The organism is Streptomyces broussonetiae, assembly GCF_009796285.1.
GTDB classification, from domain to species: domain Bacteria; phylum Actinomycetota; class Actinomycetes; order Streptomycetales; family Streptomycetaceae; genus Streptomyces; species Streptomyces broussonetiae.
In genome coordinates this window covers 6,248,818-6,271,726 of the sequence record NZ_CP047020.1, presented here as the reverse complement: position 1 = coordinate 6,271,726, position 22,909 = coordinate 6,248,818, and the positions used below count along the sequence as shown (strand labels likewise).

At 72.9% G+C, this 22,909-nt stretch carries 14 protein-coding genes; 4 read left to right on the top strand and 10 right to left on the bottom strand.

Features of this window, described 5'->3' with window-relative positions; genetic code table 11:
- Window positions 1–159: 159 nt before the first annotated feature.
- Both lon and GQF42_RS28990 read right to left on the bottom strand, forming a co-directional pair.
- Window positions 160–2,589 carry an endopeptidase La gene (lon, locus tag GQF42_RS28995; RefSeq protein WP_158924680.1) on the bottom strand — a complete coding sequence of 810 codons (2,430 nt, stop codon included), beginning with the start codon at window positions 2,587–2,589 and terminating at the stop codon, window positions 160–162.
- Between the two features lie 125 nt (window positions 2,590–2,714).
- Complete coding sequence (locus tag GQF42_RS28990) at window positions 2,715–3,500, bottom strand: rhomboid-like protein (protein WP_158924678.1); 786 nt, start codon at window positions 3,498–3,500, stop codon at window positions 2,715–2,717.
- Window positions 3,501–3,743: 243 nt separating this feature from the next.
- Here GQF42_RS28990 and GQF42_RS28985 point away from each other — a divergent pair, with 243 nt between their 5' ends.
- The 4 genes from GQF42_RS28985 (at window position 3,744) to GQF42_RS28970 (ending at window position 10,519) form a co-directional block, all read left to right on the top strand.
- Complete coding sequence (locus GQF42_RS28985; RefSeq protein WP_158924676.1) at window positions 3,744–4,421, top strand: spermine/spermidine synthase domain-containing protein; 678 nt, start codon at window positions 3,744–3,746, stop codon at window positions 4,419–4,421.
- Window positions 4,422–4,534: 113 nt separating this feature from the next.
- The gene (locus tag GQF42_RS28980) at window positions 4,535–5,275 is read left to right on the top strand and encodes a response regulator transcription factor (protein ID WP_158924675.1); all 741 of its coding nucleotides are present in this window, start codon (window positions 4,535–4,537) and stop codon (window positions 5,273–5,275) included.
- On the top strand, window positions 5,272–6,387 hold the full coding sequence (locus GQF42_RS28975) for a HAMP domain-containing sensor histidine kinase (RefSeq protein WP_158924674.1): 1,116 nt from the start codon (window positions 5,272–5,274) through the stop codon (window positions 6,385–6,387). Before GQF42_RS28980 ends, GQF42_RS28975 begins: the two co-directional genes overlap by 4 nt.
- A gap of 301 nt (window positions 6,388–6,688) precedes the next feature.
- Window positions 6,689–10,519: a multifunctional oxoglutarate decarboxylase/oxoglutarate dehydrogenase thiamine pyrophosphate-binding subunit/dihydrolipoyllysine-residue succinyltransferase subunit gene (locus GQF42_RS28970; RefSeq protein WP_158924673.1), complete on the top strand. Its 3,831-nt coding sequence runs from the start codon at window positions 6,689–6,691 to the stop codon at window positions 10,517–10,519.
- Window positions 10,520–10,657: 138 nt separating this feature from the next.
- On the opposite strand, the gene fxsT is transcribed toward GQF42_RS28970, so the two are convergent.
- The 8 genes from fxsT to GQF42_RS28930 all read right to left on the bottom strand — a co-directional run bounded on the left by fxsT (window position 10,658) and on the right by GQF42_RS28930 (window position 22,825).
- Window positions 10,658–13,651 (bottom strand): FxSxx-COOH system tetratricopeptide repeat protein, encoded by a 2,994-nt coding sequence (gene fxsT, locus GQF42_RS28965; RefSeq protein ID WP_158924672.1) that lies wholly within the window; start codon window positions 13,649–13,651, stop codon window positions 10,658–10,660.
- A 77-nt stretch (window positions 13,652–13,728) separates the two neighbouring features.
- Window positions 13,729–15,003 carry an aKG-HExxH-type peptide beta-hydroxylase gene (locus GQF42_RS28960; protein ID WP_158924671.1) on the bottom strand — a complete coding sequence of 425 codons (1,275 nt, stop codon included), beginning with the start codon at window positions 15,001–15,003 and terminating at the stop codon, window positions 13,729–13,731.
- Complete coding sequence (locus GQF42_RS28955) at window positions 15,000–15,287, bottom strand: hypothetical protein (protein WP_158924669.1); 288 nt, start codon at window positions 15,285–15,287, stop codon at window positions 15,000–15,002. The genes GQF42_RS28960 and GQF42_RS28955 overlap by 4 nt, the downstream gene beginning before the upstream one ends.
- A 91-nt stretch (window positions 15,288–15,378) precedes the next feature.
- On the bottom strand, window positions 15,379–18,654 hold the full coding sequence (locus GQF42_RS28950) for an SAV_2336 N-terminal domain-related protein (protein WP_158924667.1): 3,276 nt from the start codon (window positions 18,652–18,654) through the stop codon (window positions 15,379–15,381).
- A gap of 7 nt (window positions 18,655–18,661) precedes the next feature.
- Entirely contained in the window at window positions 18,662–19,678 is a 1,017-nt protein-coding gene (locus tag GQF42_RS28945) for an AAA family ATPase (protein ID WP_158924665.1), read from the bottom strand.
- Between the two features lie 188 nt (window positions 19,679–19,866).
- Window positions 19,867–22,086: a VMAP-C domain-containing protein gene (locus GQF42_RS46990; RefSeq protein ID WP_158930715.1), complete on the bottom strand. Its 2,220-nt coding sequence runs from the start codon at window positions 22,084–22,086 to the stop codon at window positions 19,867–19,869.
- 14 nt (window positions 22,087–22,100) lie between these two features.
- On the bottom strand, window positions 22,101–22,508 hold the full coding sequence (locus GQF42_RS28935) for a CU044_2847 family protein (protein WP_233273498.1): 408 nt from the start codon (window positions 22,506–22,508) through the stop codon (window positions 22,101–22,103).
- A 137-nt stretch (window positions 22,509–22,645) separates the two neighbouring features.
- Window positions 22,646–22,825, bottom strand: coding sequence for a DUF6104 family protein (locus tag GQF42_RS28930; RefSeq protein WP_003992906.1), 180 nt, complete (start codon window positions 22,823–22,825; stop codon window positions 22,646–22,648).
- Between the last annotated feature and the right edge of the window lie 84 nt (window positions 22,826–22,909).

Sequence of the window (22,909 nt, the reverse complement as noted above, 5' to 3'; positions counted from 1 at the left end):
GCGGCTCGTACCGGCGCGCCCGCAGCAGTTCCAGGGAGTGCTCGAGGGGCACTCGCGGCGCCTTTGCGGGGGCATGGCGAAGGCCCGGGCCTCCCTCACGGGAGCCGGGCCCTCGTCCGTCCGGACCCCGCGGGCGAAGCCCGCTGAAGGGCACCGTCGTCACGCCGCGACCGGAACCTCCGGCGCCGCACCGTTCGTGGCGGGCGCGAGCGCCAGCTCCAGGACCTGTCGGACGTCGGTCACGGTGTGGACGTCGAGCTTGTCCAGCACCTCGGCCGGGACGTCGTCCAGGTCGGGTTCGTTGCGCTTGGGGATGATCACGGTGGTCACCCCGGCGCGGTGGGCGGCGAGCAGCTTCTGCTTCACGCCGCCGATGGGCAGCACCCGGCCGGTCAGCGAGACCTCACCGGTCATCGCCACGTCCGTGCGCACCAGCCGCCCGGACAGCAGGGAGGCGAGAGCGGTGGTCATGGTGATGCCCGCGCTCGGCCCGTCCTTGGGGACCGCGCCCGCCGGGAAGTGGATGTGCGCGCCCCGGTCCTTCAGGTCGGCCACCGGCAGCTCCAGTTCGGCACCGTGGCTGCGCAGGAAGCTCAGCGCGATCTGCGCCGACTCCTTCATCACGTCACCGAGCTGACCGGTCAGGGTCAGGCCCGCCGCGCCCGTCTCCGGGTCGGCCAGGGACGCCTCGACGAAGAGGACGTCTCCGCCGGCGCCGGTGACCGCGAGACCGGTCGCCACGCCCGGCACGGCCGTACGGCGCTCGGCCGGGTCCTGGGCGGACTCGGGTACGTGGTGCGGGCGCCCGAGCAGAGCGCGCAGGTCCTCGTCCCGGACCGTGAACGGCAGCTTCCGCTCGCCGAGTTCGTGCTGGGCCGCGACCTTGCGCAGCAGCCGCGCGATGGACCGCTCCAGGGTGCGCACGCCCGCCTCGCGCGTGTACTCGCCGGCCAGCTTGCGCAGCGCGCCCTCGTCGATCGTGACCTCGTCCGTGTTCAGACCGGCCCGCTCCAACTGGCGCGGGAGCAGGTGGTCGCGGGCGATGACGACCTTCTCGTCCTCGGTGTATCCGTCCAGCCGCACGATCTCCATACGGTCGGCGAGGGCCTCCGGGATCGCCTCCAGGACGTTGGCGGTCGCGAGGAAGACGATGTCGGACAGGTCCAGCTCGACCTCCAGGTAGTGGTCCCGGAAGGTGTGGTTCTGCGCCGGGTCGAGGACCTCCAGCAGAGCCGCCGCCGGGTCGCCCCGGAAGTCCGAGCCCACCTTGTCGATCTCGTCCAGCAGGACCACCGGGTTCATGGACCCGGCCTCCTTGACGGCGCGCACGATCCGGCCGGGCAGCGCACCGACGTACGTACGGCGGTGGCCGCGGATCTCGGCCTCGTCGCGGACGCCGCCGAGGGCCACGCGGACGAACTTGCGGCCCATCGCGTGCGCCACGGACTCGCCGAGCGAGGTCTTGCCGACGCCGGGCGGTCCGACGAGGGCGAGGACGGCACCGCCGCGCCGCCCGCCGATGACGCCCAGGCCCCGCTCACCGCGCCGCTTGCGCACCGCCAGGTACTCGGTGATGCGCTCCTTGACGTCCTGAAGGCCCGCGTGCTCGGCGTCCAGGACCGTCTTGGCGCCCTGGATGTCGTACGCGTCCTCGGTGCGCTCGTTCCACGGCATCTCGAGGACCGTGTCCAGCCAGGTGCGGATCCAGGAGCCCTCGGGGGACTGGTCGCTGGACCGCTCCAGCTTGTCGACCTCCTTGAGCGCGGCCTCGCGGACCTTCTCGGGCAGGTCGGCGGCCTCGACACGGGCGCGGTAGTCGTCGGACTCCTCGGCCGAGTCCCTGGAGCTGTCGCCGTTCAGCTCGCGCAGTTCCTTGCGGACGGCCTCCAGCTGACGGCGCAGCAGGAACTCCCGCTGCTGCTTGTCGACGCCCTCCTGGACGTCCTTGGCGATGGTCTCGGCCACGTCCTGCTCGGCGAGGTGGTCGCGGAGCTGCTGCGCGGCGAGCTTGAGCCGGGCCACCGGGTCGGCGGTCTCCAGCAGTTCGACCTTCTGTTCGGTGGTGAGGAACGGCGAGTAACCGGAGTTGTCGGCGAGCGCGGAGACGTCCTCGATGGCCTGGACCCGGTCCACGACCTGCCAGGCGCCGCGCTTCTTCAGCCAGGTGGTGGCGAGCGCCTTGTACTCCTTGACGAGGTCCGCGACCTGGCCGGGCAGCGGCTCGGGCACGCTCTCCTCGATCCGGGCGCCCTCGACCCACAGGGCGGCGCCGGGGCCGGTGGTACCGGCGCCGATCCGCACCCGGCTGCGGCCGCGGATCAGAGCCCCCGGGTCGCCGTCGGCCAGCCGGCCGACCTGCTCGACCGTGCCGAGCACACCGGTCTTGGCGTACGTGCCGTCGATGCGTGGCACCAGCAGCACCCTGGGCTTTCCGGACGCCGACCGGGCGGCGGCCTGTGCGGCCTCCACCGCGGCCCGCACCTCGGCGTCGCTCAGGTCCAGCGGAACCACCATGCCGGGCAGCACGACCTCGTCGTCGAGCGGCAGCACGGGCAGGACGAGCGTGAACGCCGTGGACTCAGCAGCCATGATCTCCCCTTCGGCAGTCAACTTGAGCTATGCCGACTCAACCTCTGGGCAGGGGCCGGTGTTCCCCGCACTTGTTCGCTGTGAGCGATCAGGGGATGACGCAGAGATGGGTGCAGGCGGGAGGGTCAGGCAGCGCGCGCCCAGCGACGCACGAGGGGCCAGCTCGCCACCCCTATGGTGAGCGCGATCAAGTGGCCCCAGTCCGTCATCGGGTCCACGAACTCGGCCAGATCGTTGAGCAGCAGGCCGGCCACCACGGTCAGCAGGGGCCAGCGCAGCCAGGGGGCGAGCAGGCCCGCCAGGGCGCCGATACTGGCGGCAACGCCGAAGCTGATGCCGTAGTCGAGGCGGTGCAGCGAGCTGGTGGGGAGATGGCCGAACAGGACGGCGAAGCCCACCGGGATCTCGGTCGCGAGCGTGGCCAGGACATGCCCGGCCAGGAACACGCAGGCCGCCCGCGCCCCGCCTATGCGCCGCTCCAGCGCGGTGAGCACCAGCACGAAGGCGGCCGTGTACGGAGAGAACACCCCGCCCGCGATCCACAGGGCGCTCGCCAGCAGCACCTGCACGGGCATGCACACCAGGTGGGCCACGTCCGTGCTGGAGTTCTCGTAGAGCGTGCGCAGCAGCCCGGGGGCGGCCACGGCCGCGATCGCGGAGGTGGCGGCCAGCACGGCCGCGTAGGCGAAGGTGAAGGGCGTGCCGGCCGGGGTGGGCAGCAGCCGCCACAGCCGCGCCCCGAACGGGAGCGGGCGCACCACGACGGGGACGGGAGCGAGAGGCGTGGTGCCGCGCTGGCGCGGCATGCCGTCCAGCAGGGCGGGGAACACGGCGGTGGTGCCGTCGGACAGGGGCGTGCCCGCCGGGGGCGGGGACGCGGCCGTCGCAGGGCCCGTCGCGGTCCGTTCCACGATGAGGCGCTCCTTCCGTCGCGCCCCACCATTGGGGCTCGAAGGCCTGTGTGTCTATGACCGACGCCACGCGAGAGCCGATTCACAGCAACCTCTCACGCTGCGCCGGCGTCCGCACCCCGCCGCACCCCCGCCGTACTCCCTCGGAACCCGCGTCGCACGAATGGGTACATCGCGCCACGCTCCCCCCTCGCCATCCGTAATTCCCGCGAACGACAAGGCGTGTTCAAGCAGGATGGAAGCATGACTGCCGCACATGACGCCCCCGTGGTCCTCGACCGGCGCGACGGCCCGTACGGCGAGGTGGTGCTGCGCAGGCACGGTGAACTGCTCCAGATCATCGCCAACGGGTGTTTCCTGATGGACACTTCCGACGGCCGCTCGGAACGACTGCTGGTCGACGCGGCGTACGACACGCTGGACGGCCGGCCGGAGCCATCGGTGCTGATCGGCGGCCTGGGGGTGGGATTCTCGCTCGCACACGCCGCCGCGGATCCCCGCTGGGGGCGGATCACCGTCGTGGAGCGGGAGCCGGCGGTCATCGACTGGCACCGGGACGGCCTGCTGGCGGAGCTGTCCGCCGGGGCGCTCGGCGACCCGCGCACGCAGGTCGTGCACGATGATCTCGCGGCCTACGTCCATGAGACTTCGGACACGTTCGACGCATTGTGCCTGGACATCGACAACGGGCCCGGCTGGACCGTCACGGAGGGCAACGCCGGACTGTACTCTCCGGCCGGACTGGCCGCCTGCGCAAGGGTGTTGAAGCCCGGCGGGGTGCTCGCGGTGTGGTCGGCCGAACCCTCTCCGGATTTTGAAGGAACCTTGCGGAATGCCGGGTTCCGGCAGGTGCGTACCGAAGAGGTGCCGGTTGCCCGGGGCGTTCCGGACGCCGTGCACCTCGGGGTCCGCCCTGGATAGCGACAGCGCGGTGGATCCCCGTAATGTGCTGCCCTGACGCGGATCATTCAAGCGTCAATCGCAGACATGGGATCACCCCACTGATTCCGGAAAGCAACAAGCAGGGGCGGGCGATGGAGCAGACACACACCTCCCAGAGCGGCGCGGCGACGAGCACTCCCGGCGCCCAGCGACGGGTGCTGGTCGTCGAGGACGACCCCACGATCGTCGACGCCATCGCGGCCCGGCTGCGCGCCGAGGGGTTTCTCGTGCAGACGGCGTCGGACGGTCCGGCGGCCGTCGACACGGCGGAGGCCTGGCAGCCCGACCTGCTGATCCTCGACATCATGCTGCCGGGCTTCGACGGCCTGGAGGTCTGCCGTCGGGTGCAGGCACAGCGGCCGGTACCGGTGCTGATGCTGACCGCGCGCGACGACGAGACGGACATGCTGGTCGGGCTCGGGGTCGGCGCGGACGACTACATGACCAAGCCGTTCTCGATGCGGGAGCTGGCGGCGCGCGTGCACGTGCTGCTGCGCCGCGTGGAGCGGGCGGCCCTGGCCGCCACCACGCCCCGCTCCGGCATCCTGCGCCTCGGTGAGCTGGAGATCGACCACGCGCAGCGCCGGGTGCGGGTGAAGTCCGAGGACGTCCACCTGACACCGACCGAGTTCGACCTGCTGGTGTGCCTGGCCAACACCCCGCGCGCGGTGCTCTCCCGTGAGCAGCTGCTGGCCGAGGTGTGGGACTGGGCGGACGCCTCCGGGACCCGTACCGTCGACAGCCACATCAAGGCGCTGCGCCGGAAGATCGGCGCCGAGCGGATCCGTACGGTGCACGGCGTGGGCTACGCCCTGGAGACACCGACGCCATGAGCGACGGCGGGCGCCCGGCCGCACGGAGGAGCCCCGGGGAGGACCCCTGGGGCGGCGTACGCCCGTTCTCGATCAAGACCAAGCTCGGCGCGCTCGTCGTCATCGCGGTGCTGATCACCACCGGACTGTCGATCGTCGCGGTGCACACCAAGACCGAGCTGCGCTTCATCACGGTCTTCTCGATGATCGCCACCCTGCTGATCACGCAGTTCGTGGCGCATTCGCTGACCATGCCGCTGGACGAGATGAACGCGGTGGCGCGGTCGATCTCCCAGGGCGACTACACCCGCCGGGTGGGCGAGGGCCGCCGGGACGAGCTGGGCGACCTGGCCGAGACGATCAACGTCATGGCGGACGAGCTGGAGGCCCAGGACCGCCAGCGCAAAGAGCTGGTGGCGAATGTCTCGCACGAGCTGCGCACGCCCATCGCCGGACTGCGTGCGGTGCTGGAGAACATCGTCGACGGTGTCACCGAGGCCGACCCCGAGACCATGCGGACGGCCCTGAAGCAGACCGAGCGGCTCGGCCGGCTCGTGGAGACCCTGCTGGACCTGTCCCGGCTGGACAACGGCGTCGTCCCGCTGAAGATGCGCCGCTTCGAGGTGTGGCCGTACCTGTCGGGCGTGCTCAAGGAGGCCAACATGGTGGCCTCGGCGCGGGCCGGCATCGCCTCCGGCTCCGGCAGCCACACGCGCACCGACGTCCATCTCCACCTGGACGTCTCCCCGCCGGAGCTGACCGCGCACGCGGACCCCGAGCGCATCCACCAGGTCGTCGCCAACCTGATCGACAACGCGGTCAAGCACAGCCCGCCGCACGGCCGGGTCACGGTGAAGGCGCGGCGCGGGCCGCAGCCGGAGTCGCTGGAGCTGGAGATCCTGGACGAGGGTCCCGGTATCCCGCGCTCGGAGTGGCACCGGGTTTTCGAGCGCTTCAACCGCGGCGCCGTGACCCGGCCGCACGGCCCGGGCAGCGACGGCGGTACGGGCCTCGGGCTCGCGATCGCCCGCTGGGCGGTGGATCTGCACCGTGGCCGGATCGGCGTGGCCGAATCCGAGCGCGGCTGCCGGATCATCGTCACCCTTCCGGGACTGACTTCCGCATCAAGTTGACGTAAAGTCCGAACCGGAAGCACAAGATCCACGACAGTCGCTGCCCCTCCGCGCAGCTGGACACGTGTGATCAGGAGCAGGCCCGCGCCACCCTTCGAACGAAGGGGCGCCGGGCCGGGTCTGTGCACCTTCTCACATGTGGAACCACGCTTGTTTCCCGCCATATCAAGCCCTGAAACAAGATTTCCGGTGTGACTTACGCGACGATGACCTTGCTCGACCTGACCTTCACGGCTGTGGAGGCGTAGCCTTTATTCCCGCTGTCCATCACCTTGTGAAGCGGAAGAGGGCGGTTGCCGCCGTGTCGCCACAGTCCCCCAGTAACCCGAGCGTCTCAACCGACGACCAAGCCGGGAAGAACCCCGCTGCTGCGTTCGGTCCCAACGAGTGGCTCGTCGACGAGATCTATCAGCAGTACCTCCAGGACCCGAATTCGGTAGACCGTGCCTGGTGGGACTTCTTCGCCGATTACAAGCCGGGAGCACCTGCCACCCCGGCTGCGGCGGGTACTGCGGCCGCGGGGGCCGCAGGGACCACCTCCACGGCCCCGCAGGCCCAGCCCGCGGCTCCGGCCGCCCCGGCTGCCGCCGCGCCGGCTCAGGCCGCCCCGAAGCCCGCCGCGGCCCCTGCCCCGGCGCCGGCTCCCGCAGCCCAGGCCGCCCCGGCCCCGGCCAAGCCGGCGCAGCCCGCACAGGCGCCCGCTCAGCCGAAGCCGGCGCCGGCCGCCAAGGCCGCGCCCGCCGCCGCGGCTCCCGCGGCCCCCGAGGGGCCCGAGCTGGTCACGCTGCGTGGCCCGGCCGCCGCGGTCGCGAAGAACATGAGCGCCTCGCTGGAGCTGCCGACCGCCACCTCGGTCCGCGCGGTCCCGGTGAAGCTGCTGTTCGACAACCGCATCGTCATCAACAACCACCTCAAGCGCGCCCGCGGCGGGAAGATCTCCTTCACGCACCTGATCGGGTACGCGATGGTGCAGGCCATCAAGGCCATGCCGTCGATGAACTGGTCGTTCGGCGAGAAGGACGGCAAGCCGACCCTCGTCAGGCCGGCCCACATCAACCTCGGCCTGGCCATCGACCTGGTGAAGCCCAACGGCGACCGCCAGCTCGTCGTGGCCGCCATCAAGAAGGCCGAGACGCTGAACTTCTTCGAGTTCTGGCAGGCCTACGAGGACATCGTCCGTCGTGCTCGTGACAACAAGCTGACGATGGACGACTTCACCGGTGTCACGGTCTCCCTGACCAACCCCGGCGGCCTCGGCACCGTCCACTCCGTGCCGCGTCTGATGCCCGGCCAGTCCGTGATCATGGGCGTCGGCTCCATGGACTACCCGGCGGAGTTCCAGGGCACCAGCCAGGACACCCTGAACAAGCTCGGCATCTCGAAGGTCATGACGCTCACGTCGACCTACGACCACCGGGTGATCCAGGGCGCCGCCTCCGGCGAGTTCCTGCGTGGCGTCGCGAACCTCCTCCTCGGCGAGAACGGCTTCTACGACGACATCTTCGAGGCCCTGCGCATCCCCTACGAGCCGGTCCGCTGGCTCAAGGACATCGACGCCAGCCACGACGACGACGTCACCAAGGCCGCCCGTGTCTTCGAGCTGATCCACTCCTACCGGGTCCGCGGCCACGTCATGGCCGACACCGACCCGCTGGAGTACAAGCAGCGCAAGCACCCCGACCTGGACATCACCGAGCACGGGCTCACCCTGTGGGACCTGGAGCGCGACTTCGCGGTCGGCGGCTTCGCCGGCAAGTCGATGATGAAGCTGCGCGACATCCTCGGCGTGCTGCGCGACTCGTACTGCCGCACCACCGGCATCGAGTTCATGCACATCCAGGACCCCAAGCAGCGCAAGTGGATCCAGGACCGCGTGGAGCGCCCGCACTCCAAGATGGAGCGCGAGGAGCAGCTGCGCATCCTGCGCCGGCTGAACGCGGCGGAGGCCTTCGAGACCTTCCTGCAGACGAAGTACGTCGGCCAGAAGCGCTTCTCGCTGGAGGGCGGCGAGTCCGTCATCCCGCTGCTGGACGCGGTGATCGACTCCGCCGCCGAGTCCCGGCTGGACGAGGTCGTCATCGGCATGGCCCACCGCGGCCGCCTGAACGTCCTCGCCAACATCGTCGGCAAGTCGTACGCGCAGATCTTCCGCGAGTTCGAGGGCAACCTCGACCCCAAGTCGATGCACGGCTCCGGCGACGTGAAGTACCACCTGGGCGCCGAGGGCACCTTCACCGGCCTGGACGGCGAGCAGATCACGGTCTCGCTGGCCGCCAACCCGTCCCACCTGGAGACCGTCGACCCGGTCATCGAGGGCATCGCCCGCGCCAAGCAGGACATCATCAACAAGGGCGGCACGGACTTCACGGTCCTGCCGGTCGCGCTGCACGGCGACGCGGCCTTCGCGGGCCAGGGCGTGGTGGCCGAGACGCTGAACATGTCGCAGCTGCGCGGCTACCGCACCGGCGGCACGGTCCACATCGTCATCAACAACCAGGTCGGCTTCACCGCGGCCCCCGAGTCCTCGCGTTCCTCCATGTACGCGACGGACGTGGCCCGCATGATCGAGGCCCCGATCTTCCACGTGAACGGCGACGACCCCGAGGCCGTCGTGCGTGTGGCGCGGCTCGCCTTCGAGTTCCGCCAGGCGTTCAACAAGGACGTGGTGATCGACCTCATCTGCTACCGCCGCCGCGGTCACAACGAGTCGGACAACCCGGCCTTCACCCAGCCGCTGATGTACGACCTGATCGACAAGAAGCGCTCGGTGCGCAAGCTCTACACCGAGTCCCTGATCGGTCGCGGCGACATCACCCTGGAAGAGGCCGAGCAGGCCCTGCAGGACTACCAGGGCCAGCTGGAGAAGGTCTTCACGGAGGTCCGCGAGGCCACGTCCCAGCCGGCCTCCGGTGACGTCCAGGCCCCGCAGGACGGCTTCCCGGTCGCGGTGCCGACCGCGATCTCCTCGGAGGTCGTCAAGCGGATCGCCGAGTCCCAGGTCAACATCCCCGAGACCTTCCACGTGCACCCGCGTCTGCTGCCGCAGCTGCAGCGCCGGGCGACGATGGTCGAGGACGGCACGATCGACTGGGGCATGGGCGAGACCCTCGCGGTCGGCTCCCTCCTGCTGGAGGGCACCCCGGTCCGTCTGTCCGGCCAGGACTCCCAGCGAGGCACCTTCGGCCAGCGCCACGCGGTGCTCATCGACCGTGAGACGGGCGAGGAGCGCACCCCGCTCCAGTACCTCTCCGAGGACCAGGCGCGCTACAACGTCTACAACTCCCTGCTGTCCGAGTACGCGGTCATGGGCTTCGAGTACGGCTACTCGCTGGCCCGCCCCGACGCGCTCGTGATGTGGGAGGCGCAGTTCGGCGACTTCGTCAACGGCGCGCAGACCGTGGTCGACGAGTACATCTCGGCGGCGGAGCAGAAGTGGGGCCAGACGTCCGGCGTCACCCTGCTGCTCCCCCACGGCTACGAGGGCCAGGGCCCGGACCACTCCTCGGCCCGCGTCGAGCGCTTCCTGCAGCTGTGCGCCCAGAACAACATGACGGTCGCCATGCCGACCCTCCCGTCGAACTACTTCCACCTCCTGCGGTGGCAGGTGCACAACCCGCACCACAAGCCGCTGGTGGTCTTCACCCCGAAGTCGATGCTGCGCCTGAAGGCCGCGGCGTCGAAGACGGAGGAGTTCACCTCGGGTCAGTTCCGTCCCGTCATCGGCGACTCCACGGTGGACCCGGCGGCGGTCCGCAAGGTCGTCTTCGTGGCCGGCAAGCTGTACTACGACCTGGAGGCCGAGCGGATCAAGCGCGGCGTCACGGACACGGCGATCATCCGCATCGAGCGCCTGTACCCGCTGCCGGGTGCCGAGCTGCAGGCGGAGGTCAACAAGTACCCGAACGCCGAGAAGTACCTGTGGGCCCAGGAGGAGCCGGCGAACCAGGGTGCCTGGCCGTTCATCGCGCTCAACCTGATCGACCACCTGGACCTCGCGGTCGGCGCGGACATCCCGGCCGGCGAGCGGCTGCGGCGCATCTCGCGCCCGCACGGCTCGTCCCCGGCGGTGGGTTCGGCCAAGCGTCACCAGGCGGAGCAGGAGCAGCTGGTGCGGGAAGTCTTCGACGCGTAAGGCTTTCCCAAGGGGCCCGGTGCCGAGTTCTTGCTCGGCACCGGGCCCTTCGCCTGCCCAAGGGACCGGTCAAGTCCGTTGGCGACTGCGGGTTCGTCGTGGCTTGTCGCGCAGTTCCCCGCGCCCCTTTGCGGCGCTTCAGCCCAGGTATGCCTCGAAGTCCCAGTAGGGGCGCACCCGTTGGCGGGCCGAGATGGTGTGGGGGTGTTGGGCGCCCAGGGTGCGGGTGAGGGTGAGCAGGGCGTCCTCCTCCAGTTTCCCGGCTTCCTCGCGTTCGTTCACGCCCCTCAGATCCGCGGCGAGTGCGACCTGGGCGGAGAGGGTGAGCGGGTGCTCGTGGCCGAGGACCCGCCGGGCCCGGCGCAGGGTGTCCCGGCTCAGCTCGGCGGCCTCGGCGAGGCGGCCGGTGAAGTTGCGGGCGGCGGCCGTGTTCAGGGCGCAGCCGAGGACCCAGGGGTGGTCGGCGGTGAGGGTGGAGCTGAGCCCGGCCAGCGCGGCCTCCGACATGGCGAGCGCGTCGGAGCGGTCACCGGCGACCTGCATGACGAGCGCCGTGTTGGAGAGCATGCCCGTGGCCACCGGGTGGGCGGGGCCGAGCAGGGCGCGGTAGCCGGCCTCGGCCTCCTCGATCAGCTCCCGGGCATGGCTCAGATCGCCGTGTTCGCGCAGGTAGTTGCCGTAGTCGGTGAGGAACGCCAGGGTGCGGTAGTGCTCCCTGCCGTGCAGCTGGACGAGTTGGTCGAGGAGGTCGGCCATCATGGCGCCCACGTCCTGGCTGTAACCGCCCTCGCGGCGCCGGCACAGGGCCATCTGGACCCGTGCCGCCACCGTCTGCGGATGCTGCGGGCCGAGCACCTGCACATGGAGGCGGACCACCGGTTCCTGGCGGGCCAGCGCGTCCCGGTAGCGGCCCAGGAGGCGCAGGTCGTGGGCGACGGCGCTGGCCGAGTGGAGCGTGCTGATGTGCCGGGCGCGCAGCACGTTCTCGCGCCGGGTCAGGGTCTCCAGATCGAGTTCGTACGCCTCCGCGTAGCGGCCGAGCAGCCGCAGGCTGACGCCCAGGTTGTGCCGGGCGATCAGCGTCGCGACCTCGTCGGGGCCGAGCAGCCGTTCGTTGCCCTCCCACACCCGGACCTGAAGGGCGTGCGCCTCCTCGTACCGTCCGAGGTAGCGCAGGTCGCTGGCGACGGAGCCCTGGGTGATCAGCTCGGTGAGTTCGTCGCTGCGGGGCGCGGCCTGCTGGCGCTCCAGCAGCCGGCGGTCCAGCTCGTGCGCCTCGCGGAACCTGCCGCTGGAGCGCAGGATGTAGCTCTCCTGGTAGGTCAGGTCGAGCATGCTCTTGTCCAGCGGGTCCATGGTGTTCGACCAGCGCTCGCGGATCTTCTGGGCCAGTTCCAGGCCGCTGTTGTACTCGCCGCTGCGCAGGCAGTACTGGAGGCAGTTGAGGACCGTGGCCCGTACCCTCGGCTGGCCGCTGCTGAGCGCACCGGAGGGTTCCAGGTGGGGCAGCAGTTCGGCGTAGCGCGGCCAGTTCCTGCTGTCCACGGGGTTGCCGGGGTCCGCCTCGGCGAGCAGGGTGCGCACCGCCCGGCGGTGCAGGGCCCGGTTCTCCTCGCTGGTCAGCTTGGAGACGATGTCGTACACCAGCCGGTGCATGTGCACGGACTCCTGGTGCGGGCCCATCTCGGCGCCGAGCGGGCCGCGGGTCTCGCGGGTGAGCACCGAGTAGTTGACGAGGGTGTCCAGGGCGCGGGTCCAGGCGGGCAGGTCGGTGACCATCCAGCGCAGCTCTTCGGGCAGGTCGGCCTGCGGGTAGGCGCGGATGAGTCCCAGGGGGATGCGTCCGGGCGCGAAGGACGTGCACAGCCCGAGGACGTCGATGGCCTGGGGCTGGGAGCGGCGCAGCCGGTTGAGCAGTATCGACCAGGAGGTCATGGAGGACTGCGGGAAGCCCTCGCCGGTGGCGGGCTCGTCCACGGTGGAGAGCTTGCGTTCCCGCACCATCCGCAGGTACTCGGGCACCTCCATGCCGGACTCGCCGAGCCAGGAGGCGGCCTGAACCAGCGGCAGCGGTACGTCACCGAACTCGGCGGCGACCTCGTCGGCCTCGACCGCCGTGATGTGGGGGGCGCGGCGCAGCAGATAGCCGGTGGACTCGGCGCGCAGGAAGGCCGGCACCTCGAGGACGTCGGTGTACTCGGTCCAGGCCCGGCTGCGGGAGGTGACGAGGACGTGGCCGGAGCCCTGCGGGAGGAGCGCGTTCATGCCCTCGGAGTCGTCCCAGCCGTCGAAGATGACCAGCCAGTTGGCGTACGGCTCGCCCCGGCGCAGCGCCTCCCGGACGGCGCGGATGCGCTCGCCGGGCTCGCCGCCGATGGGCAGGCCGAGTTCGACGGCGAGTTCACCGAGGCGGTCGCGCTGGACGTTGCGGTCGTCGGAGTTGACCCACCACACCAGGTCGTAGTCGGTGCTGAAGCGGTGCGCGTACTCGGCGGCGAGCTGTGTCTTGCCGATGCCGGACATGCCGAGCAGAGTGCAGGCCGAGGCACCGCGCTCGGCGTCGGACAGGCGCTCGTGGATCTCGTTGAGGAAGTCGTCGCGGCCGGTGAAGCGGGGGTTGCGGCGCGGCACCTCGCCCCAGATCTCGCAGCGCAGCTCCGGGTAGCGGGCCGCGCCGGGCAGGACCCGCGGATTGCGCCGGCGATCCAGGCCGAGCCGGCTGAGCAGGCGTTCCTCGGCGGCCTCCGCGCCGAGCGCCCACAGGCTGGCCGGTTCGAGGACGGCGGTGGCGGGCAGCAGCGGGCGGTTGGTGAGGTTGACGGCGGCGAACCGGTCGGCGTGGTGGGCGACGAAGCCGCGCAGCACGTCGTTCCACTCACCGGCCGGACGCGGACCGAGTTCGAAGAACCAGTCGTTGAGCACGAGCAGCACCCGGCCGCTGGAGAGCAGCAGGTCGCCGAGCGAGTCCTCCAGCGGGACCTCACGCGGTGGATCCCAGCGCTGCAGGGTGGCCCGGTGGCCGTGGCGTTCCAGGGTCTGGGCGATCCAGGCCGCCCAGGAACGGTGATAGCCGGGGAAGACCACCAGGAAGTGCTGCGCCCCGTTGGTGTCCGACCGCCGTTGTTCCGCCATCGCCGCTCCCTGCCTTCCGCACCCGGCTCACGGGCGAGCGCCCGCACCACGTAGCGCAATACACCATGTACGACCTGTCACCCGGGACTTCGGGCCGCCACGCCGAGATCTGTGTGCCGCCGTTCCATCTCCTGGACGAACTCCCGCCCGGTGAAGGTCAGTTCATCGGATTCACGGAGGATGGACAAGGCTTCGCCGACCTGATCCCAGGAGACCTCGAACTGGCGCCCGGCCCGGGTGCGCCAGTCGTCCGTCCCGGCCGGCCCGGCGCGGGCCCGCCGCCACAGGTCGGCCAGGGCCAGATGGGCGTACGCGCCGTGGAGCACCCCGGGGACGGGGCGCGGGTCGGTCCGCCAGCCCACCCGGTACCGGGCGCCGCCCGGCCGGTACAGCGGGACGAGTTCGTGCAGCGCGGCCAGCTTGGTGTGCTGGGTCTCGTGCACGAGCACTTCGGCCAGGCGGTCGGCCTCGCCCGGCAGCTGGCTGAGCAGGGCGCCGGGCGCGGCCCGTAGGGTGGCGCTCATCGGCGGGCCGTGCCTCCGCCCCGACGGCGCGAGGGGCACCACGGCCCGCAGCACCGTCCCGGTCTCCGCCACCCGGCCGGGATCGACGGCCGCGAGCAGCGCCCGTGCGGCCCGCCAGCGTTCGGCCCACCGGCCGGGGGTGGACTGCGGGCGCCCTGCGGCGGGCAGCGCCTCGGGGCCGATCCCGTGGGCCGGTACCCGGTGGGGGTCGAGGTCGTCGAGGAGTACGGCGCTGCCGGGCAGTGCGCACAGCCCCGACCAGCCGGTGCCGCTGCCGACCGGCCGGCCGCCGGGTCCGCCGCGGGCGAGCAGCACCTCCGTCCGCCCGGCGCCGTCGCCGATGCGCACCAGGCGCGGATCCCCGTCGACCAGGACCCGGCCGGACGGGCAGCGCAGCACGCCGAGGCCCGGCAGCACGAGCACGCCCGAAGGCACCGCCCACTCCCCCGACACGGCACACCCCGCGCGTACGGCGGCAGCCAGGGCGACGCCGCCCAGCCGGGCCAACTGCCCTTCCCACGCGGGCCCTCGAGGGGCGGCGAGCGCGGCGGTGAGCCAGGCTCCGGTCATCGGGTAGTCGAGGAGGGCACGGACCGCCACCGGGTCGGCGTGCTCGGCCCTCTCCAGCAGCGCCCAGTCGGTCTCGAAGCGGCTGCGGGCGGCCGGTGCGAGCAAGCCGCCCTCCCGCTCGGCCCGGACCAGGAGGGCCTTCAGAAGCAGCATGCGACGCGCGTGGAGTGCGGCACGCAGTGCCACCGTCCCCGCGGGCGCGGGCCGGGTGGTGGCGAGTTGCCTGATGGTCTCGGCGGGAACGGTCGCCGGGATCATCCCCCGTCGTCCCCATCGGTGGCCGACGCGCCTGGTCCGGCCGGAAACGTACGGTCCCCGGGCCAGGGTGACACCCCGGGCGGCCGCGGGGGCGGGTCGTCGTTCACGTACCAGACCTCGCCCTGTTCCCGGGACCGGCACAGGACACCCGCCACCGCCGCCATCAGACCCGGATCGTCCATGGCGCGCAAAGTCCGCAGGTCGACGTCGGTGAGATCGGGCGGGAACGCGGCCCATCCGCCGTACTCCCCGGGACCGGCCGCTCCTTTCCTCTGCTCCGCCACCTCGGCTCCTCCCTGCCCAACGCCCGCCCCGCACGGCCATATCGGCTGCCCAGTTCTTCCCGAGGTGCAGGAAGGAGAAACCCTGAATCGATCAACTCCGGTCAACCGCCGACCAGTTCTCCCGCTCCTCGGTCCATGGCCACCAGGGCGGAGCTGTTTCCCGCCACTGGTCCTCCGGCATCCGGCGGCCGGCGCCGGCCGCGAGTGCCGCGGACCCCTCCTCGGCCCGCCGGGTCAGCTCGACATCCGCCCAGTCGACCTCGTACAGCGTGGCGAGCAGCCGCTGCCACTGTTCGCGGGCCGCCCGGTAGGCGCCGCGGGCCGCGCCGGGCCGCTCCATCAGCGCCAGCACCGTGCCGGTGGCGTGCCGGGCCCGCGCGGCCGTGACCGAGCCGGGGTCGCCGCCATGCGCGGACCGCGCCTCCCGCTCCGCGCTCTCGTACGCCTGCAGCGCCTCCATCAGCGCCGGCGCGCCCGCGTGGTACCAGCCCTCCAGCCGCACCCGCCCCAACTGCAGCCACGCCTCGGCCCGTACGGCCGCGTCGACGGCCGCGCGCACCGCCTGGCCGAGCAGGTGCCGGCTCTCGAACAGGTCGGGCAGGAAGCCGAGATGGCGAAACCGCTGGGCGAGCGCGCTGCCCACCAGGCCCTGGAGCCGGCCGCGCTGGGCCGAGCGGGCCGGCAGCGCCTTGAGCGCCTCGCGCAGCACGTACTCGGCCCGGTCCACGATCTGCGCGCCACCCTGCGCCGAGGCCCGGCGCAGCAGCGACTCGCCCCAGCCGGTCAGCAGCCGGCAGCGCAGGGCACTGTCCGCGGGGGCGAGCAGCACGGCCCGCTCGTAGGCCGTGTCGGCCTCGCCGCTGTGCCCGGTCTCGTCCTGGAAGGCGGCCAGCGCGGCCAGGCAGGGCAGCAGCAGGCGGGGCTCGTCCCCGGCGGCCCGCTCGGCCCGCTCGAGCGCCCGGCGGATCTCGGTGTCCTCGGCTCCGGCGGCCCGCAGCGCCCGCGCCAGATCGAGCAGCGCGGGCGACCGCACCGCGCCGGAAGCCTCCTGGAGCGCCAACAGCTCGCAGCCTTCCCTCAGTTCGGGCACCGCGGCACCGGCATGCCGCAGGTCCAGCAGAATCCGGCCGCGCAACAGCAACCGGGCGCGGTGCACCCCGACGGCCCACAGCACGTCCCCACCGCCCGACGCGTCCCCGGGGCCCGACGCGGCCGGTCCGGCCCCGCCTCCCGCGGTGGCGCGGTCGCCGCCCACGGCACCGTCGTCCGGACGGTGCAGACGTGCCCACGCACGTGCCTGCTCGGCCGGCCGCACCCAGGGGGCACCGTCCGGGTCGAGGACCGCAAGGGCGGCCGAGAGCTGGTCGGCCTGCGCCGTCAGCTGCCACAACTCCCGCTGACAGGCGGCGAGTTCGAGGGCGGACTCGGCGTGCTCCCGGCTGTCGGCGCGGGCCGCCCCCCGGGCGAGGGCGAGTTCGGCCACGGCCTGGCGCAGCAACACCTCGCGCCGGCCGGCCGCGCGGACCGCCGCCGTACCGGCCTCGGCGCGCAGCACCCGGCCGAGCAGCAGCCGGGCCCGTACGGCGGTGACCGGGGCGTCGTCCGAGCCGCTCGCCGCCGTACGGGCGAGGTCCCGGGCCTGGCGCAGCACCTCGGGATCGCCCCGTCGCCGCCACTCCTCGAGCAGCCGGACGCCCTCGGCGAGCGGGTCGACCGCCGGGCTCTCGGGCTGGTAGAAGCGCAGCACGCGGGCCGGGATCCGGGCGAACAGCTCGGCCTCGACACTGCCGCCGTCCTGCACCCCGGCGTCCTCGGCCGGCGCCGCCGCGCCGCCCGCCGGGTCGTGGTCGGTGAGCCGGGCCGCGGCGAGGGCGGCGAAGTTCCGGGTCCCCCGGCCGAAGTGCCGTTCCACATAGGCCGAGCAGTGCTTGAGGACGAGGCCGGCGGTGTCCTGGTCGAGGGAGGCGAGCAGCAGGTCCTGCACCCGGCCCGGATAGACGAAGCAGGGCTGGTCCTCGGTGCCGGGCAGTTGCCGCAGCAGTCCGCCGAGCAGCACCTCGGCCAGCTCCATGGGCCCGGTGTCGGGCAGCATGGCCCGCTGCACCAGCTGCATCACGGGCAACGTGAGCGGGGCCGCGGCGAGGTAGACGGCGAGCCGCAGGGCACCGGGCGAGGCGCCGGCCCGGAAGGCGCGCAGCAGCGCGTCGTCACCGGGCGGTCCGGCGGCGGCCGGCGCGGGCGCCGGGTCCGTATCCGCTCCCGTGACCGCGGCCCAGGCCCGCTCGCTGGTCGGGCCGGTGCCCGCGAGCAGCCGGGCGAAGGCCTCGAAGGCGTCCGGGGTGGGCTGCAGGACCGGCACCGGCCGGGCGTCCGGGGCCGGTTCCTCCCACGGCTCGTCGTCGGGGACGAAGACGAGGCGCCCGCCGACCTCGGCGCCGCGTACCAGCACCCCGGGCTCGGCGGGCAGCGCGGTACGGCCCCACAGACGGGGCGGCAGCGGCTGGACGACGGCGAGCGGGGCGGTGCGCGGCCAGCTGTGCAGCAGCCGCTGCGCGCTGCCGTTCTGCCACAGCGGGCCCACGCAGTCGCTGATCACGAAGGTGACACAGCGTCCGGTGGGGTCGTGCAGCTCGTCGGCCGGGCGCAGCCGGGTGCGCCGGCCGGGGCCGGCGGTCGTACCGACGAGCGGGATGCCCGAGTCCCCCGCGTACAGGTGGTGGACGCGGACCGAAGCGAACGCGCCGGACTGCTGGCAGGCCTGGCGCAGTTCCTCGACCATCCGGCCCCAGACGGCCATCGCGGGACCGGTGTCCATCAGGAGCTGGACGTCGCAGCGCCGGCGGCGCCCGGGCCGGGTGACGGGGAGCAGGATGCCGCCGGCGGCGGCGCGGTCGGCGGTGGCCTCCTCGTCGATCCGCTCGTCCTGGCCACGGGCGGAGCCGGTGCGGTAGCGGCCGAGGGATCGCAGCGCCTTCTCCAGGCCGAGCAGGCCGGGCAGGGCACCGGCGGCGGGAGCACGGACGGGGAAGGCGCCGGGGGCGCCCTCGGCGGCCGGGCGCCCGGGGGCGGCGCTCGTGGTGCGCGTGTGCAGCGGGACGGAGGCGGTGGCGGACTCCGGGCGCGGCGGCAGCGGGTGGGCGGTCTCCGGATCCGACGGAGTGGCGGAAGGGGCGGCCTGCTGCGGCCCCGGCGGGACGGCCGCGGGCGGGTGGACGGGTGGGTCCGTGCGGGGCCCTGGTGCGTCGCGCGCCGGGCCCGCGGCGAGCCGGCCGGCCAGCCAGAGCGCGTCGGCCACGTCCTCGGGGGTGAGGTCGAGCCCGCCCTGGCGCAGCTTGCCGATCAGCTCGTCCAGACCCATGCCGGGCATCGGGCCATCACCTCGTACGGTCGAGCGGCTGCATGAGCATCTCGGCGATGCGCTCCCGTGTGAGGCTCTGTGCGCGCGGGTCGTGCCGGGTCAGGAAGAGGGCGTTGAGGAGCTGGTCGGCGGCGAGCACCTCGCCCGGCTCGCGCCCCAGGAACCTGCGGATCAGGTCCGTGCCCGCGGCGACGCCCTCCGGCCCCAGGTGCGCCTCGACCATGGCGGTCAGCTGCTCCTCGCCGGGCGCCTCCAGCTCCAGCTGGATGCAGCGGCGCAGCAGCGGGGCGGGGAAGTCGCGTTCGCCGTTGGAGGTCAGGACGATCACCGGGAAGGCGGTGCAGGCGACCCGCCCGCCGCGCACGGCCACCCGCTCGCCGTCGTGCGTGAGCACCTCCACGACGGGCTCGCGGACGGCCAGCCGCTCCAGCTCGGGGATCGCGAACTCGCCCTCCTCCAGGGTGTTCAGCAGGTCGTTGGGCAGGTCGAGATCGCTCTTGTCCAGCTCGTCGATCAACAGCACGCGCGGCTCGTCGGCGGGCAGCAGCGCGGTGCCGAGCGGCCCGAGCCGGATGTACGACCCGATCCCGGAGGCACTCGCCGGGGCCTCGTCGCCGCTGCGGGCGCGCTCCAGCTGGACGTCCTGGAGGCGGCCTATCGCGTCGTAGCGGTACAGGCCGTCCTGCAGCGCGGTCCGGCTGACGATCGGCCAGCGCAGCACCTTGCCGAGGCCCAGTTCATGGGCGATCGAGTAGGCCAGGGTCGATTTCCCGGTGCCCGGGTTGCCGGTCACCAGCAGCGGCCGGCGCAGATACAGGGCCGCGTTGACGGCGTCGACCTCGGCGGGCCGGGGCGCGTAGTTCTCGACCATCCGGCGGCGCACACCGAGCCGGCGGGCGCTGCTGGGGTCCTCCGGGCCGGACTCCTCGCTCTCCCGTGACGCCGCGAAGTCACGCCAGGGCGGCGGCGCCGGCAACCGCCGTACGCCGTCGTGCGGCTGGCCCACTCCGCGGTAGATCCGCCAGTCGTTCACCTTGGGCTCCTCCCGGCTCTGGTGATCATGCAGCGGGTCCCGGCCGTCCGGCCTATGAGGCTACCGCCAGCGGGCCGTGCCTGCCGAGTTTCAGGGACGCCCCGCCGTTCACTTCCGGCCGGGCGAACGCCCCGGCGGATCAAGCATGTTGACGAGGCGTCCGATCGCGTACCGGCCCGAGGCGGGGGTCAGCCGGCCGGCGCGGCCGGCGGCGGCGGACGCATCGCCTCCGCGCCGTACGGCGGCCGGTCCGGCGGATCGAACAGTACGGCGATCTTGCCGCGCAGTCCGTGGGCGCGGGCGGTGTCGGGGTCGGCGAGGCGGATGCGCAGGTCACGCACCGGACCGTGCAGACCGCTCGCCCGCCGGGCGGCCGTCAGCAGCTCGGCGGCCTGCCGGTGAAAGGCCCCGCACTCCTCGTGGTCGTGCCCGTCCCGGCGCCACAGCACCACCGCGTGCCCGGCCATCAGCGCGTCCCTCATCGCGGCCTGTCCCTCTCCGCCGCCGACGGGCCCGCAGTAGACGGGGACGCCGGCGTCGCCCAGTGCGGTCAGCCCGCCGTAGTACGCCAGGCGGCCTGCGGGGCGGGCACCGGGCGGATGAGCTGCACCCGGCGGCCGGCCGTGCAGCGTCCCGGCGGCGAGCGGCCCGTCCTGCACGCCGTTCCAGCGCCGACGCCACTCCGGGGAGGGCGGTGACGCGTTGCGCCGCATGTCCCGCACGACGACGGTCCGCCGCATGCCGAGGGGGATGGCCCGCTCGTCCACGAAGTCGTCCTCCTCGTCGTAGGCGTCGTAGGCGTCGTGGCCTTCCTCGCCGCCGGGCCGCTCGGGCAGCAACTGCCATTCGTCCACGGGCAGATCGAACAGCTTGCGCGGCAGGAACACCTCGATCGCGGCCAGGTGCTCCCCGTGGTCGCCCTGCCTGAGCGCCCGGGCCAGCGGTTCCCGCAGCGCCCGCACCAGTTCCTCGGCCCGCACGCCCCGGTCGTCGGCGGCGACCGGGGTGACGTCCCGGCCGTCGTAGATCAGCTGCACGCTCCAGGGGTAACGGCCGTCGTACATGGCGGCGCAGACCTTGACGAGGACGTCGGTGCGCGAGGCGCCGGGGGCGAGTGCGGGCGCGGGGACGGGCGTGGGCCCGGGTACGAGTGCGGGTGCGGGCTGGGGTGCGGGTGCGGGTTGGTGTGCAGGCCGGGGCAGCGAGCCGCCCTCGAACGCCAGGAGCGCCCGGATGGCCTCGCCGACCGCCCAGTTCCGGTGCCCGGCGGCCTGTCCGGCGATCCAGCCGGTGAACGCGCCCAACCGGTCCGGATCCACCTCCCCGGCCCGCTCCGCGGCGATCGTGCGGGCCACCTTCGCCGCGTAGAGCAGGACGGCGTCCAGATCGACCAGCGTCCCGCCGCCGCCCGGCTCCAGCGTGCGCAGCCCGTACAGCAGTCCGGCGCCCTCGCGCCAGGTGCGTGCGGTGTGCAGCACCAGCGACGGCAGTCGCTCGCCGCGCACCTGTTCCTTCACGTCCTCCACGAGGTGGACGACCTCGCCCGGGCCGACCGGCGGCGGCAGCTGGGCGAGGTGGCCGTGGAGCCGGGTGCGCAGCTCGGCGGTGATGCCGGTGACGGCGGGCGCGTGCCCGGGCAGCCCGGCCTGGTACGAGGCCCAGTCGGGGTACGCCGGGAAGTCGGCGGACGCGGTGGAGGGCGAGGAGGCAGCAGCAGCGGCGTCCAGGCGGCGCAGGTGATGCAGGTCGTGCGCGCGCAGCGCCTCGCGCACCGCCGGGCCGCCGTCGCGCAGGTCCAGCAGCTCGTACAACGCCGTGACCGGGACGGCGACGCCCTCCTCCGGTCGCCGCCCTTTGATCACACCGACGACCGAGCCGTGCCGCAGGTCGATCACCGGGCCGCCGGAGAGTCCGCCGACCGGCAGGCTCCCGGCGAGCAGCAGGGCCTGGGCGTCGGACCCGGCGAGTTCGCCGTCGCCGTGCCGGATGCCCAGCTCACCGGTCTGCACGGACCAGCCGTAGAGCCCGACCGGGGTCCGCGGGCCCGCCTCCCGGTCGGCGAGCCACAGGCAGGGCACGTCGTCGGCGCCGACGACCCGGACGAGCGCGAGGTCGGGGAACGGCCAGCGGTCCCGCGGTGCCTGAGCGGCTTCGGGGCGGGGGGCGACGAGTACGGCCGTACCGGTGCCGGTGCGCTCCGCCCAGCCGTCGCCTGCGGAGCGCTCCTGCCAGGTCACGCTCATGGCGCTCTCCCCTCGGCACACCGCGGCGCCTCCCCTCCCCACGACATGCGCGCACGTCAGCAGCCAGCCGGGAGCGATGAAGAACCCCGATCCCCAGTACGGGTCACGGTCCGTTGCATACCCATCACCCGGTGCGCCGACGCGTGCCAGGCAGGGGCGCACCATCGCAGCGAAGGTGCTCATTCGGCGCCAGGGGCCGTCGCCTGCGGCGGTACGGCCGGGCCGGCCGGCATCGCGGGATCCGTGCCGCCCGCCACGGTGGCGGGTTCGGTCCAGCTCAGGGACACGGTGAGGGACGACTTGCCGCCGCCTTCCGCGATGGCGCTCACGATCTTGCCGGACTGCGCCGTCAGTTCGATTCCGAAGCTGACGCTGACCTCCACCGGGGCCGGGGTGTCCAGACCGGCGCGCAGGGAGCGCACGACCCCACCGACCGTGCCGGCCAGTCCCCCGGCCATGTCGATGACCCGATCCCCGAGCGAGGTGTCCGCGTACCCGCCCTCGTACCCGCTCTCGCTCCCCGCACCGATCCTGGCCCAGACGACGGTCCCGTCGTCCAGCCGTATCCGTTCGACTCCCGCGGCCATGACGCCCCCCGTTCCCCGATGGGAGGAGAAGGCTAACGCCAGGGGAAAGGGAGAGGGAGGGGCAACGAGCGATACGGCTGATGATCGCCCCCGCTCATGAGCCCGCCGGGCGCGCGGCTCACCGGTCGCGCGGTCGCCTACTCGTCGTCCTCGTCGTCGAGCCGCGCGAGCCAGGTGGCAAGGCGCTCGACGGGCACCTCGAAGTCGGGATTGAGATCGACGAACGTGCGCAGCTGCTCGGCGAGCCACTCGAAGGTGACCTCTTCCTCGCCACGCCGTTTCTCCAACTCCTCGATCCCGCGGTCCGTGAAGTACATGGGGTGCGTCTCCTGCATCTGCATCAAGGCCGACAGTGCCTGCACAGACAGCCTATGCAACGTACGGACCTGCTCGGGCGCAGC

Excerpts from the sequence above, each read along its gene's own strand:
- GQF42_RS28935 (WP_233273498.1), bottom strand. The coding sequence starts at position 22,508 with ATGGCCGCGGGAGTCGAACGGATACGGCTGGACGACGGGACCGTCGTC.
- GQF42_RS28960 (WP_158924671.1), bottom strand. The coding sequence starts at position 15,003 with ATGATCCCGGCGACCGTTCCCGCCGAGACCATCAGGCAACTCGCCACC.
- GQF42_RS46990 (WP_158930715.1), bottom strand. The coding sequence starts at position 22,086 with ATGGTGCGCCCCTGCCTGGCACGCGTCGGCGCACCGGGTGATGGGTAT.
- GQF42_RS28980 (WP_158924675.1), top strand. The coding sequence starts at position 4,535 with ATGGAGCAGACACACACCTCCCAGAGCGGCGCGGCGACGAGCACTCCC.
- fxsT (WP_158924672.1), bottom strand. The coding sequence starts at position 13,651 with ATGGCGGAACAACGGCGGTCGGACACCAACGGGGCGCAGCACTTCCTG.
- GQF42_RS28985 (WP_158924676.1), top strand. The coding sequence starts at position 3,744 with ATGACTGCCGCACATGACGCCCCCGTGGTCCTCGACCGGCGCGACGGC.
- GQF42_RS28930 (WP_003992906.1), bottom strand. The coding sequence starts at position 22,825 with ATGTACTTCACGGACCGCGGGATCGAGGAGTTGGAGAAACGGCGTGGC.
- GQF42_RS28975 (WP_158924674.1), top strand. The coding sequence starts at position 5,272 with ATGAGCGACGGCGGGCGCCCGGCCGCACGGAGGAGCCCCGGGGAGGAC.
- GQF42_RS28950 (WP_158924667.1), bottom strand. The coding sequence starts at position 18,654 with ATGCCCGGCATGGGTCTGGACGAGCTGATCGGCAAGCTGCGCCAGGGC.
- lon (WP_158924680.1), bottom strand. The coding sequence starts at position 2,589 with ATGGCTGCTGAGTCCACGGCGTTCACGCTCGTCCTGCCCGTGCTGCCG.